We start from the raw sequence: 14,609 nt of genomic DNA on the forward strand, positions 1-14,609 counted from the left end.
GCAGAAGAACCGTCCCTGTGTTTCAAAAGGAGATCCAAATGACAACAACCAAAACCTATCTCAAAGAGTGGCAGCAAGCCCTTCAAAATGAGATTAATCACCTAAAAAAATACGGCGGAAGCCGTTATATTGTGACTAATGGCAGGCTGTTATCAAACGATGAAGCCTACAGCTATTATTTTGATACAGCCATTCCATTAAGGATACCTGTTGGTTCGGCGATAAAGTTGGAATGGGGCGCGATGAAAAGCAGCGGAAAGGTGCTTTCTTCCGAGGGCAGGGGAGTCATCCTTGCTTTGGAGCAAAGCTTTGGCGACCTCATTTCCGATGCATTTTTGCTGCATGATCCCTGGGAGCTGCTGGAGCAATTAATCGAACGCTTGGATGAAATCAAAAAAAACAAGCAAAAGCGGCTGAGAGTGAAAAGATTGATGAATCCTCCCATGGAAACTAAGCATCCTGCAGACAAGATTAAGAGCAATGTCCACGAAGTGGTGTTACGGTCAAAATACAATCCCGTCACGTTTGTCTGGGGGCCGCCGGGAACCGGAAAAACCTACACCTTGGCCAGAACGGCAGCCAACAAATATTTTCAGCAGAAAAAGGTGCTGATTCTGTCGCATAGCAATCAAGCTGTTGATGTCTTAATGGGCGAACTGACAGATTTTGTTAAAAGGAAAGACCGATTCCGGGAAGGGGATGTGCTTCGCTATGGTGGTGGCGGTGATACGCTGTCGGCCCATCACGAAATTACCACAGGTCTGCTCATTGAAAAACAGGACCCGCTCCTAGCCCAGGATCGAGAGAGACTAATAGAAGAAAGACGTAACTTAAAGCAGGATTTGGCCCATTCTTTTAGCAAACGAGATTCGGATCATCTGCTTGAGCTTGAAACACAAATTGCTAGACTTTTGGAAAAAGTCCGGAAGAAAGAAGTCCAATTAGTAAAAGAGGCGTTCATTATCGGGACGACGCTGGCAAAGGCAGCCAGTGACAGCGCCGTTTATGAGCAAGAGTATGACATCGTCGTCCTTGATGAAGCCAGTATGGCCTATGTGCCCCAGGCTGCTTTTGCGGCTGCACTGGGTCATCGGGTGATTATTTGCGGGGACTTCAAACAGTTGCCTCCGATTGCTTCAAGCCGCGATCCGCTTGTGGCCAAATGGCTGAAAGAGGATGTGTTCCATCATGCTGGGGTTGTGGAATCCCTAAACGTTGGGGAACTTCACCCGCAGCTTTTTTTATTAAGGGAACAGCGGAGGATGCACCCCGATATTTCTGCTTTTACCAACAAGTATATCTATCATTCACTGGTTGGAGATCATGAGAGTGTTTATAAAAGCAGGAACAGAATCACAAGGCTTGCCCCCTTTAAAGAACAGGCTGCCGTGCTAGTGGATACAAGTTTCACGGGTTTACATTGTATGAGTGATAAAGCGACTAATTCAAGATTCAACCTCTGGCAGCTGCTATTGTCTTTTCAATTGATTCATGAAGCTTACCTTGACGGGGCTAAATCGATTGGGTATGTGACACCATACAGGGCGCAGGCGAATCTAATGGAATTGCTGCTTGAAGAGATATACACGAATGAGCTCGGCCAAGCGGATATTATTGCGGCCACTGTCCACCGATTCCAGGGCAGTGAACGGGATGTGATGATCTTTGATACAGTCGACAGTGCCCCGCAGGACTGGGCTGGAATGCTCTTAATTGGCAAAGACAGTGAGCGTCTCATTAATGTCGCGATTACGAGAACGAAGGGGAAATTTCTTCACGTCAGTAATGGATATTTTATCCAAAAACATGTTTACTCAGGAAAAACACTAAGGCAGCTCGTTGACTATCAGGTCAGGTGCAATCAAACGGTCACAACGAAGGAAATTGGTTCATGGATTCGCAGCCAACACCCCAAATTAAGATGGATTCATGCACTAAAGCTAGAAGCTGTCTTTCGTGACCTGAAAGCGGCAACGTTATCGATTACCATCTCCCTGCCGAAGGGAACCGAGTTAACTGGAGAATGGAAGGAGCAGTTAACGAACAGGGGAGAGCGGGTGAAATTAACCGTTATTTCAGACCAGGAAGAGAACTTTCCGTTTCCGTTTGTCATGCTCGACGAAAAGGTTTTGTGGCTCGGACTCCCGCTCGAAGGCACCAGAGAAATCCGTCCCCCATATGTGGCGGCTAGACTAAGCTCCAGTAAAATTTGCGAATACTTGTTAAAACAGAAATGATGCACAGGGACGGTTCTTCTGCCTCAAAAGCAGAAGAACCGTCCTTTTTTCGTGCGATTGAAGCACAGGAAACGTCCCTACGTCCCAACGCAATTGATGCACGAGAACCGTCCCCATGCTTCATTGTTTAAATAGTCTGAAATATGTCTAAACTGTTGGTGTAAATTATATTTTTGAGGTGGTATTTTGAAGAAGTTAATAGGTTTTAGTGTGTTGAGTGTTGCTTTGGCAGCGGGGCTTGGGTATGCGGTGTTTTGGGAAGATAAAGATGATGCAAAAGATTCTGGCCAAAAACAGGGTTCCTTACAGCAGGATGCAAGCGAGGTAATGAATAAGGCAGTCGAGGTAGCAGTATCCGATGATGGCAGTGTGAATGCCAATCATTTGTATATCCCATGGACGATTAATAAGAATGGCGGTTTGTTTTTCCTAAGCCAGCGGGAAGGGTCGGTCATTCAAATAAATGGTGACCTCGGCTTGGTAGATGTTCAGAATGTAAAGACCTCTGAGAAGATTTTCAATAAAGGGGAAGCCGGCTTCCTCGGGTTTACGTTAGCACCTGATTTTGCAACAACAAAGAAAGCATTTGCTTTTCACAGCTATCAGAAAGATGGCGAGACCCTGAACCGGATTATTTCACTCAAGCTTGAAGATAAGACGTGGCAGGAAGACAAGGTTCTCTTGGATAAAATTCCTGGCGGCGAGGTTAATAACGGCGGCCGAATTAAAATCGGCCCGGATGGTATGCTGTATGCGACTACAGGTGATATCGGCAAATCAGCGAACGCCCAAAATCTTGACAGCTTAGCCGGAAAAATTTTAAGAATGACCGTGAATGGGGATATTCCCACTGATAACCCATATAAAAATTCTTATATTTACTCCTATGGCCATCGTAACCCACAGGGATTGGCTTGGGATCAGGATGGAAACCTGTATAGTTCAGAGCATGGGGAATCAGGGCATGATGAAATTAATCTGATTCAAGCCGGGAAAAACTATGGCTGGCCTGTTGCACAAGGAGATAAAGAGGTACAAGGCATGATGAAGCCGATTCTTCAATCCGGTGATCAAACGTGGGCGCCATCAGGTATGGCATTTAATGATGGAAAGCTCTTTGTTGCTTCCTTAGCCGGAAAGAAAATCTTTACGTATGACCTTGCCAGCAAGAAATTTGAGGAGTTTTACAGTGAGGCAGGAAGATTAAGGGATGTGCTGGTCGATCACAACGAACTGTATACAATTACCAGCAACCGTGACAAACGCGGAAATCCGACCGATAAAGATGACCGATTAATTCATATTTCCTTAACAGAAAAAGCATCTGCCAACTAAAAAAAGGTAATCGTCCATTAAAACAGGACGATTACCTTTTTTGTTTCTCGGACAGCTATCATCCGCCGCCCAGGCTCTTTACATAATCAGCGACTGCATCAATTTCTTTCGTCGTTAAGTTATCTTTAAATGGCGGCATTTGACCTTTTCCATTCTCTACCTGTCTAATAATGGCAGCCTTGTCCATCTTTGTCTGTTGTAAATTTGGACCATTGTGTCCGCCTGCTCCTGCATCGCCATGACAGGCCATACAGTTGTTTTTATAAACCGCTTCACCAGAGGCAGTGCCCGAGGTTTCTTTTTTCGTTTTATTAGCCTGCTGCTTTTCCTTCACATTCTGCTTGACTGGAGAGGTATTGATTTTATTTTTTGGGATATCTTTAACCGATCCATATTTGCCCTCCAATGAGAAGGTATAGATCTTATCACCATGCTTTGTTCCGGCCAGTGTATTTCCGGCAGCATAGATGGAGATATACTGCTTTCCGTCGACTTCATAAGTAATCGGCGGAGCATTTGCACCGGCATCCATTTTAAACTCCCATAATTGATCGCCCTTAGAAGCATCGTAGGCAATAATCCGTCCATCATTATGACCGGTAAATAACAGGTTTCCTTTAGTCGTTAACAAACCACTGTAAGCGATAGCATCCCATTTCTTTTGCCAAACAATTTTATTCGTCTTCACATCAAGAGCGGTCACAGTACCGCGGCTTGGTGAATTTTTTACCGGCTGCCAGACGCTGCCGATATATTCTTTCCCCTCGGTAAACCGTTCCTTTTCCTCTTCTGCATAATGGGCATAGGCAAAATAATTGTCATTAGCCATTACGTAAAAATACTCTGTGTTCGGGTTATACGCAGATGGCGGCCAGTTGGCTCCTCCCTGCGGTGTTGGTTTAAGAGTGACAGGTTTATCCCAGAAAGGAGTAAAGATACTGCCAATGTCACCTTTAAAGTCCTTCGGCAAATCGCGTTTTACGTCTTCTTCCGTCACTGCTTGCGGTACAAATGCATCACCAATTGGGAACGGCTGAGTTGGTGATGTTTTTTGATTGGCATTTTGCGGAACCGGTTTTTCCTCAATGCCAATCAGCGGCTTCCCGTTAGTTCTGTCCAAAATATATAGCCAGCCTGTTTTACCGGCTTGGACAATTCCTTTACGCATTTGTCCATTCATGTTTACATCAAATAAAACGACCGGATTGGCCGGGTCCATGTCCCAAATGTCATGATGCACCTCTTGGAAGTGCCATTTATATTCTCCTGTTTTGGCATCTAGTGCAAGAACGGAGTTGGCAAATAAGTTATCTCCTTCACGATTGCTGCCGTTTAGGTCCGGGGAGGTATTCCCAGCTGCAAAATAAATCATCCCTAATTCAGGGTCAACTGCTGGAGTGTTCCATACCGGCGCTCCGCCGGTCAGCCAGTCCTTGCTGCCCTTTGGCCATGTTTCGCTTCCTTTTTCACCAGGGGCAGGAAGCGTATAACTCCGCCAAATTTGTCTGCCAATTTCCGAGTCATAAGCGGCTACGTACCCTCTGATCCCATATTCACCGCCGGCAATCCCCGTGTAGACTTTTCCATCATAATAGAGCGGGGCGCTTGTAATCGTATAGCCTTTTTCCCAATCATCGACCCTCGTTTCCCATACCACCTTACCGGTTTTTTGATCTAAAGCAACCAGTCTGGCATCCAGTAATCCGACAAAGACTTTACCGTCTCCTAAGGCGACTCCGCGGCTTAACCACCCGCAGCAGACAGTATTCATGCCGCTTGGGATCTGCGGCCGATATTCCCAAATCATTTTTCCGGTTTTGGCATCAAGTGCCTGAACTTGATTTGCTCCTGTAATGGTGAACATGACGCCATCATAAACAAGCGGGGTTCCTTCACCCGAATATTTGAACTCAGTCCCGGAACCTAAGCTTGTGACCCATTCTAATTTTAAATTTTTCACATTAGTAGCAGTGATTTTATCAAGAGGGGAGTATCTGCTATTGCGAATATCTCCGCCATTTGTGAGCCAATTCCCCGATGGCGGGGCGCTAAGCTCATCTGCTCCAAACTTAGGAGCAACCTTTCCTTTGTAGGTCATATGCTGGTAAGCACGGTAGTCGGTTCCGGCCAGTTGATCCTTTGTTTGATTATCACTAGCCCCAGGCTTGCTGTCCTCACCCTTGTTTTCTTTCTTTGCTTCAGACTGCGTCTCATGCTGTTTCTCAGGCTTGTGCGCAGTCGTACACCCAGCAAAAACCAACATAAATAACGTAATAAAAATCCAACCAGTCTTCTTCAATTAATTATCACTCCTTTCAAATCTTTTACAGTAATTTTCCCGTAAATGAGTAAAAGGATGCACGGGGACGGTTCTTTTGCTTCTGAAGCAAAAGAACCGTCCCCGTGTTTCATGATATACTTATAATTAAATTGGTAAGAGGAGATCGGATGGTACATGCTTGCAACAAAAAATGTTTCTTTAGTTAAAAACCGAAATTTCTTGATCGTTGCCATCGCGTTAGGGGTCATATTGAACCCTTTAAATACAACGATGATAACGGTCGCATTACCTGAGATAAAAGATGAGTTTTTGCTTACATCAAAAGATATAACGTGGTTGATTGCTTCCTATTTTATTGTAAGTGCTATTTTCCTGCCTCTCATTGGTAAACTTAGTGACACTTATGGGAGGAAAAAAATCTTTTTATTTGGCCTATTGTTGGTAGGTATTTCTTCATTTACCGCTCCATTATCGCCGAATATGCCATTTCTCTTGGGCATGAGGACGATACAAGCGATCGGTACATCCGCTTTATACCCTGCTGGAATCGGTATTGTTCGCTCCTATATTCAAAAAAATCAAAACAGAGTAATCGGCACACTATCGGTATTTGCCACCACGTCAGCCGCATTTGGGCCGACGATCAGCGGACTGTTAATTCAGCAGGGCGGCTGGCATGTAATCTTTTATGTGAACTTTCCGATTATCATTATTTCGGCTATTTTGGCTGTTCTTTTTATTCCGAATGATGTGAGGAGTACAAATAATACATTCAAGTGGGATGGAATTGGGATTATTTTGTTCAGTTTATTTATTACATGCTGGATGTATTTTTTCCAAACACTCGCAAGAGGCTTGAATGTGTGGGCATTAATTGGTTCTTTAGTGCTGACATTTTTGTTTTACTTTTTCGAAAAAAAGAAAGCGGGGCCCTTTATCGATGTTATTTTCCTAAAGAATAACCCCAATATTTCATTAGTGTATGTTCAGTATATTTTGGCAACAGTGATCTTTTTTGCCCTGCTGCTTTCCATGCCGATTTATTTACAATCTGTTTTAAAGCTAAGCTCTCAACTTACGGGTATCATCATGCTCTCTATATCCATATTTTCCATTGTTACCACACCGCTTGCGACACGTTGGATCGATAAGTCGGGATATAGAAAGCCGTTACTAACCGGAGGGATTATTGGAGTAGTGGGCGGTGTCCTATTGCTGACAATCAATCATAACTCGCCGCTTTACTGGATATTTATCGTGTTAGCGACTATTGGATTAAGTAACGGTATTCTAAATATAGGTTTACAAACACGGCTCTATTCCTTTGTTTCGATAGCGGAAACGGGGACGGCCTCAGGTCTGTTTATGACATCAAGATTCATAGGCAATATCCTTGCCTCCAGCGTATTCGGTGTCATCTTCGCAGCCGGAGTCAACGACACCAGCCAAAATTGGCTGACCATCATTTTACTCATCGTATCCGTCATATTACTGCCAGGAATCCTGTTCATTACTAAAAAGATGCAAGTGATGCATGGGGACGGTTCTTCTGCATCATGATGGGATGCAAGGGGCGATTCTGATATTTCGGATATGAAAAGGGACGGTTCATCTGCTTCGAAAGCAGAAGAACCGTCCCTTTGTTTCTAAATCCGATTACATGCAGGAACGACTTCTTTAGGTATTGGACATTGATAGACATCTCCACCTAAGCGTTCTTTAAGTTCAAGTTTGCATTTCTCCAGGAGCTCTGGATTTTTAATTACTTCAAGTGCTGTTCCGGCTAGTACTTTGCCTGCTTGAAGCATTCCTTTATGAGCAATTGATGTAGCGCCTATGGTAACAACTTGCCAGGTATGGGCCGGTGTCCCTAAAACCCAGCAGGCAGTGCCAATTTGCGCTGTCGGTACAAGCCAGCTCACATCCCCAACATCGGTCGACCCTCCGAGCGGTTTATCTGCTAAATCATCAGAATAAGGATTATTGATATCGGAAATCGCTTTATTCTTGAGAGCCTCAGCTACTTCTTTCGGCAGATTGTTCAATTCGTTTTTTCTGTCTGCTTCAGATAATGTGGCATGAAGCTGTTTGGCAAAAAGAAGTTCTTCCCCATTATAAACCGGCACGCCAACCTGATTCATTACTTCAGCCATTTTGGCGCTAAGCGTTTTATTTGGAACCAGGTTGGAGCAGGCTTTATCAAACACAATTTCTACCTCTGTTTCTGTCATCAACGCTGCGCCCCTAGCAATCTTACAAACTCTTTCGTATATTTCTTTAACTTGGTCTGTCTTAGGTGCACGAATTAAATAAAGAACCTCTGCTTCTGCTTGGACAACATTAGGAGAAAATCCTCCAGTGTTTGTAATGGCATAATGGATTCTTGCATCTGAAATGATGTGCTCCCGCAGGTAATTTACTCCAACGTTCATCAGTTCCACGGCATCAAGTGCGCTTCTTCCCAAGTGAGGTTGAACAGCCGCATGAGCACTTTTTCCTTTGAATTTAAAGTATACTTGGTAATTAGCTAATGAGTTCCCTGGTAAAATGGTATTAGTTGTCCAGGGGTGCCAGCAAAGGGCGAAATCAACATCATCAAAACAACCTGCTCTAGCCATAAAGGTTTTTCCAGAACCGCCTTCTTCAGCAGGACACCCATAATATCTGACGGTTCCCTGCAGCCCCTGCTGTTCCATCATCTCTTTTAGAGCAATCGCAGCCGCCAGAGCGCCAGTTCCTAGAAGATTATGCCCGCAGCCGTGTCCATTTCCGCCTGTTTCAATGGGTTCGTGAAAGGTCGTTCCGCTTTTCTGGCTTAGTCCTGAAAGTGCATCGTATTCACCTAGAATGGCTACAACAGGACTCCCAGTACCAAAGCTGCCAACAAAAGCGGTAGGTAGGTCTGCAATTCCTTTTTCAACTGAGAATCCTTCCGCTTCAAGCGTTTGACAAATTAGCTCAGCAGAGCGTGCTTCTTGGAAGCGGGTTTCAGCAAAATCCCAGATTTGATCGCTGACCTGAATGAAATGGTCCCTTTTTTCTTCAATAATGTCAATTATTTTTTGAATATCCGTCATGCTGCATTACTTCCTTTTATTTGTGTTGAATTAGAATTTGTTTTTAAAAATAGGCTTGTCACAATAGGGATCACAAGAGAAAGAATTAATAATGTGAAAGCCCCAGAGTAAGAACCGTTAAATATGGTGATGGTATAGCCCATTAATGTTGGTGCAATCGTTCCTGCCATCTGTCCTCCAAAATACATAATTCCTACTGTGGTTCCCATCGATTCTTGAGAAAAATATTTCAAAGGGAGAGCAAGGACAACAGAGGTGAGACCAACTCCAAAATAAGCCATGCACAGGAATGTAAGCGCCATTGGGACTGAGGCTGCACCCATTGTTAAGTAAAGCGAAATGATACCAATGAGAGAACCTATTATGATAATATACTTTTCTTTCCCTGCAGCTATTTTGTCGATCGCCCAGGAACTGAGAGCGATTGCAAGAAGCGAAAATGCAATCGGCAGCATCGAAATGAGGCCCGTTTTCACTAATGCAAGATGACGGACGTTTACCCAATAGGAAGGCAGCCAAGAACTTAATCCCCAGTTCACCATACTCATCCCGAAATAAATAAGCATTAACTTCCAAGCAAGTGGATTTTTTAGCACGTTTATATAAGAAACTTTTGGCTTTTCTTGATTTCTGTTTAATTGGGTTCTTTCAGGAAGGTATTTCCAAAGTAAAAGAAGGAAAATAAAGCCAAGCCCGCCAAAGACATAGAACATTACATTCCAGCCAACCTTACTAATCATTAAGGCTGCCACAATAGAAGCCGTGATGGCGCCTATTTGTGTTGCGGCAGACAACAGTCCTTTCGCCCTTCCACGCTGTTCTTTAGGGAAATTTTCTGCTAAGGCGACAGAACTAGCAGAAGGGAAGCTGCCTTCGCCAATTCCAAATAAGAAGCGAATAATAATCAATGAGAGAAACGACCAAGCGAAGCCAGTAAAAATGGTGAAGATGGACCATACAATTAACGATATGAGGATAATTTTCTTTGAACCATATTTATCTGTCAGCCATCCCCCGATTAATTGCATAATCGCATAAGCTAGAAAGAAACTGCTGATGATCATTCCCGATTGAGTTGGATTTAAATGGAATTGTTTAGAAATAGAGATGATAGCAACATTCATAGAGTTTTTGTCCATATAGTTGACAATCCAAGTTAAAAAAAGAAGGGTTAAAACAATTGTTTTGGTTTTCTTGTTGTACACGTTTTCATTCATAGAAAATCCCCTTTTCATTAAATTTAGAAGTATGATTTTTTATTTTTGGAACTATTTAAGACATGTCTTAAATTAATTATAACGAGCGGTTTGAAGAATTACAATATAATTTATAATGGAAATTTTCTAAAAATGGTTAGTGTTTAGTATTAAATCAAGTAAACTAGTATAATAAAGGTACTTATGTTCAGATGAAAGGAGCGAAATAGCTTATGATTAAAATCGGCGTGATTACGACTCCTTATTCGCTTGGAAGAATAAAGAAAATTGAACCAATGATTCGGGAGCAATGTGAACTCATTTTCATTCCTTATCGAAAAATTAGCGAGATTAAGGAGTTATATGAGCACTATCAGCCATTTTGTGATGGGTTTGTCTGTAGTGGAGAATTGGGTTATAAAATATTGAGCAAGAATACTGCACACTTTCCAACCCCTACGTTTTATTTGGATATCCCTGAAGGGGATTTTTATAAGCATTTATTTACTATTAGCAATGCGAATAAAGATTTAAACTTTTCCAGAGTTTTTATTGACTTTATAAGTGAAGAAAATGGTTTTATGGGTCTCAATAAAGTATTAAAGGAGGAGGAATTTCCCTATACCCATGACCTTGAGTTTTTGGAAGACATTTATGAGAGGACATTTCAAAAGCATCTAACATTATGGCAGCAAGGGAAGACTGATTTATCGATTACGCGTATGAGCAATGTGGTTGGCCGCCTCGAAGAGTCAGGTATTCCTCATATCTTTATGTTTCCTTCCATTGAATCCATATTGGAACAGATGAAGCAAATCATCAATGAGGTGCAGCTTGCTCGGTTAATGGACAACCAGTTGGCAATCGGCATAATCACGATTGAAGGCCAAGAAACCATGTCTGATTTGGATTTCAAACAAATTCTTCTCCATAAAGCGCTTATGGAGTACAATGATCAATACAAAATATTGTCTGTTATCCAAAAAAAGCATGATTGCTTTGAAATTATTACCTCTTATGGAGAACTCAAAGAACTAACAAACCAGTTTACGCAATGTTCCGTTCTTGAATACCTGAATAAGACGCTCTCGTTCAATACATATATAGGCTGGGGATCCGGTTCCTCGTTGTATCAGGCCAAAACATCCGCTGAAAACGCGAATAAAGAAGCACAATTACATGGAATTTCTTGTACTTTCGTGATTACTGACAATGAGGAAATCGTTGGGCCGCTTGGCGAAGAACATTGCATACAAATTACCAATACGGTTGAACCGCAGTTAGAGCAGCTTAGCGAAAAATTAGAAATATCGACCTTGCAAATCAAAAAAATTATGGCGGTCATTTCAAAAAATATGACCGATGAACTAACCGCGGATGAATTGGCATTTCATTTAAAGATTACATTACGTCAGGCCAACCGAATCTTAAATAAACTTGAGGAAAAGGGAATAGCCAAAATCTCACATAAAAAGCAAGAAAAACTGAGAGGAAGACCCAAAAAGGTCTATAAGCTGAACTTTCTATAAGTTCTATAAGAATTGTTTAAAAGTAAAGGTGTTAAATGCAAGTAGTAGATGAATACTTGCATTTAACACCTTATTTAGATATGCCTTATAGTTTTCAAGAATGTGAAAGGACATTAGTTTGTGAAATAATATTATCTATTTCACAAAGTTACATAGCTTACCAATCTGCTCTACTTCAACAACTACAACATCTCCGGACTTCATTGGACAGCTTCCCGAAGGTGAGCCAGTAGCTAAAACATCACCTGGCTCCAGTGTCATAACCTGTGAAATCCAGCTGATAAGGAAAGGGATGGAAAGGGACATCTGATTCGTATTGCCATCTTGTACCACTGTTCCATTTAATTTTGTTACGATTCGTAAATTAGTGGGATCTAAACCAGTCACAATACACGGACCCAACGGACCGAATGTATCAAAACCTTTGCCTCTTGTGAATTGGGGATCGGTTTTTGTCAGGTCCCTTGCCGTTACATCATTAAATAAAGTATAGCCAAACACGTAATCCATTGCCTCTTCTTCTTTTACATTTTTGGCCCGCTTCCCAATAACGATTGCCACTTCTCCCTCCAATTCTACCTGTTGCGTTAAGTCAGGTGATGGAAGGATGATTTCGCCTTGGTCTGGGATCAAGGAAGAGGTCGGTTTTAAAAACAAAAACGGCTCTTTAAGATTGGCCGTTCCTCCAGTCTCTTTTGCGTGTCCAGCATATGTCCAGCCAAAATTAACGACTTTAGAGGGGATAACTGGCTCTAAAATCTTCACATCGCTATATTTAACCCTTACACCGTCAAATTTCAGATCATTATTTACAATTTCAGCGAAATCACTGGACAATTGTAATATCTCATTATCTTCAACAATTCCATAAGAAGCTTTACCGTTAGGTTTCTGATAGCGAACTATCGTTTGTGTTTTTTGAAGCACCTGCATTACCATATGAACTCCTTCACTTACTTGATGTATCTTACCTGTTGCTGATTATATCATATTGTTCTTCCATTTTCTTATTGAAAATTCCACCTTTTTTCCTTGTGTTTCCCCTTAAAAATTCTTTTTGATATGAAATGTGTTTCAACATGTATGCATATTTCGTAATCTTCAAGAAGATAAAGGGGTGTTTGTAAATGACCATCATTATAGGGATTATGTGCTTAATCAACGATACCTTTTTGTCGATTTCTTAGACATTATATGGGGTGCATGACAGGCACTTTTTGTGTTCACAATATTGACAGGATTATTAAATCCTGCTAAGGTAATATAGTTACTTTTGATAACAGTTACCATGAGTAACTATTTTTAGGCGGTGATTTACATTAATTACTCACGGAAATTTTTCCATAAACTATTAATGCTGTATCGGCCTTTTGAAAAAAGGCTCAATACTGAGCTTGGAAAGCATGAACTGCACCGCGCGCAATGGACAATCATTTATTATTTGGAAAATTTCAATCCTGCCACCCTTGTTGAACTTTCCAATTATCAGGGCGTCGAGAAACCGACGATTACCAGAACAGTCGGCCAATTAGAAGAATTGGGCTACGTCGAGCAGGTTCGTGGAAAGGATAAGCGCGAAAAGCGGATGCAATTAACGGAGGCTGGTAAACAGTTATACCAAGAGGTCCGCGAGACGGTTGATGCCTATGAAGTAGAAATTTTAAGGGGGATTTCAGAAGAGGATCTGAAAACTACCATCCGTGTAATGGATGATATTCGAAAAAATATAACTCAATCGGGAGATGGAGAAGTTGGAACAAGCGAGACCTAAATTGTGGACGAAGGATTTTATCATTATTTCGGCTGCAAACTTTTTCTTATACTTAATCTTTTATTTATTATTGGTGACCATCGCGGTTTACGCCGTTAATCATTATCATGCCAGTGAAAGCCAAGCTGGACTAGTGACGGGGATTTTCATTATCGGAACCTTGATTGGCCGACTCGTGATCGGGCGCATCATCGAATCCGTTGGAAATAGGAAAACGATGCTTTTTGGTCTCATCTTTTTTATTTTGACATCCTTATTATATTACATCGACTCAGGAGTAACCTTTTTACTATTTACCCGCTTTGTACATGGTTTAGCTTTAGGGGTAGCCAGTACCGCAACAGGAACGATTGTTGCCCAGATTATCCCGAACGCACGCAAAGGCGAAGGGATTGGCTATTACAGTATGAGTACTACCATGGCCACTGCCATCGGCCCATTCATAGGGTTATACATGAGTCAGCATACCAGCTATTCAGCCATTTTTAGTTTCTGTTTGGCTTTAGGCCTTATCAGCTTCATCATTGCATTGTTTATGAAAGTACCGGAAGTCAAAGCATCTGCAAAAAAAGCGGCGGTTAATGGAGGATTCAAGCTTTCTAACTATATTGAGCCAAAAGCGCTGCCAATTGCCTTGGTCACACTGATTGCCGGCATTTGTTACGCAAGCGTTCTATCTTTTATTAATTTTTATGCCATTGAAATTAATTTAGTAAGTGTGGCAAGCTTCTTCTTTATCGTCTATGCTGTAGCTATCCTGGTATCCCGCCCAATCACGGGACGATTAATGGATGTGAAAGGCGCCAACTATGTAATGTATCCTACTTTTATTCTCTTTGCAGCAGGATTATTCTTATTAAGTTCAGCCGGGAGCGGTATTATCTTCTTACTTGCTGCTGTCCTGATTGGATTCGGATTCGGCAATATCCAATCTTGTTCACAGGCAATTGCCGTGAAAGTAACACCGCTTGAGCGGATGGGATTGGCTACATCTACGTACTTTATCGCACTGGATGCAGGCCTAGGATTCGGTCCATACGTGATTGGCTTCATCATCCCGTTAACCGGCTACCGTAACCTATATCTCATCATGGCCATCGTCGCCCTAGCCTGCACGGCACTCTACTACATCATGCACGGAAAAAGAAAAGAAACCCTTGCAGAAGTCAGACTGTAAGGCATA

Annotated in this window: 10 protein-coding genes; 6 read left to right on the forward strand and 4 right to left on the reverse strand. The window is 42.2% G+C overall.

The annotated features are described in order from the left end of the window. Positions 1-38 precede the first annotated feature (38 nt). Together ACFPA1_RS28315 and ACFPA1_RS28320 are read left to right on the forward strand one after the other, a co-directional pair. A complete protein-coding gene (locus tag ACFPA1_RS28315) occupies positions 39-2,237 on the forward strand; it encodes a DEAD/DEAH box helicase (protein WP_378588312.1) in 2,199 nt (732 codons plus the stop codon). A 186-nt stretch (positions 2,238-2,423) separates the two neighbouring features. Further along, entirely contained in the window at positions 2,424-3,572 is a 1,149-nt protein-coding gene (locus tag ACFPA1_RS28320; protein WP_378588315.1) for a PQQ-dependent sugar dehydrogenase, read from the forward strand. 58 nt (positions 3,573-3,630) lie between these two features. On the opposite strand, the gene ACFPA1_RS28325 is transcribed toward ACFPA1_RS28320, so the two are convergent. Next, complete coding sequence (locus ACFPA1_RS28325; protein ID WP_378588317.1) at positions 3,631-5,871, reverse strand: PQQ-binding-like beta-propeller repeat protein; 2,241 nt, start codon at positions 5,869-5,871, stop codon at positions 3,631-3,633. Positions 5,872-6,027: 156 nt separating this feature from the next. Here ACFPA1_RS28325 and ACFPA1_RS28330 point away from each other — a divergent pair, with 156 nt between their 5' ends. Then, positions 6,028-7,413 carry an MFS transporter gene (locus ACFPA1_RS28330; protein ID WP_378588320.1) on the forward strand — a complete coding sequence of 462 codons (1,386 nt, stop codon included), beginning with the start codon at positions 6,028-6,030 and terminating at the stop codon, positions 7,411-7,413. Between the two features lie 86 nt (positions 7,414-7,499). Here ACFPA1_RS28330 and ACFPA1_RS28335 read toward each other — a convergent pair whose 3' ends face one another. Together ACFPA1_RS28335 and ACFPA1_RS28340 are read right to left on the reverse strand one after the other, a co-directional pair. After that, entirely contained in the window at positions 7,500-8,930 is a 1,431-nt protein-coding gene (locus ACFPA1_RS28335) for a M20 family metallopeptidase (RefSeq protein ID WP_378588323.1), read from the reverse strand. Next, positions 8,927-10,147, reverse strand: coding sequence for an MFS transporter (locus tag ACFPA1_RS28340; protein ID WP_213147573.1), 1,221 nt, complete (start codon positions 10,145-10,147; stop codon positions 8,927-8,929). Before ACFPA1_RS28340 ends, ACFPA1_RS28335 begins: the two co-directional genes overlap by 4 nt. A 212-nt stretch (positions 10,148-10,359) precedes the next feature. On the opposite strand from ACFPA1_RS28340, the gene ACFPA1_RS28345 reads away from it, so the two are divergent. Next, the gene (locus tag ACFPA1_RS28345; protein ID WP_378588326.1) at positions 10,360-11,655 is read left to right on the forward strand and encodes a transcriptional regulator; all 1,296 of its coding nucleotides are present in this window, start codon (positions 10,360-10,362) and stop codon (positions 11,653-11,655) included. A 135-nt stretch (positions 11,656-11,790) separates the two neighbouring features. Here ACFPA1_RS28345 and ACFPA1_RS28350 read toward each other — a convergent pair whose 3' ends face one another. Beyond that, entirely contained in the window at positions 11,791-12,588 is a 798-nt protein-coding gene (locus ACFPA1_RS28350; protein ID WP_213147809.1) for a fumarylacetoacetate hydrolase family protein, read from the reverse strand. A gap of 376 nt (positions 12,589-12,964) precedes the next feature. On the opposite strand from ACFPA1_RS28350, the gene ACFPA1_RS28355 reads away from it, so the two are divergent. Next, complete coding sequence (locus ACFPA1_RS28355) at positions 12,965-13,426, forward strand: MarR family winged helix-turn-helix transcriptional regulator (protein ID WP_378588328.1); 462 nt, start codon at positions 12,965-12,967, stop codon at positions 13,424-13,426. Further along, complete coding sequence (locus ACFPA1_RS28360; protein WP_378588331.1) at positions 13,407-14,603, forward strand: MFS transporter; 1,197 nt, start codon at positions 13,407-13,409, stop codon at positions 14,601-14,603. Before ACFPA1_RS28355 ends, ACFPA1_RS28360 begins: the two co-directional genes overlap by 20 nt. The last annotated feature ends 6 nt before the right edge of the window (positions 14,604-14,609 follow it).

The organism is Neobacillus sp. GCM10023253 (genome assembly GCF_042653105.1).
GTDB classification, from domain to species: domain Bacteria; phylum Bacillota; class Bacilli; order Bacillales; family Cytobacillaceae; genus Neobacillus; species Neobacillus citreus.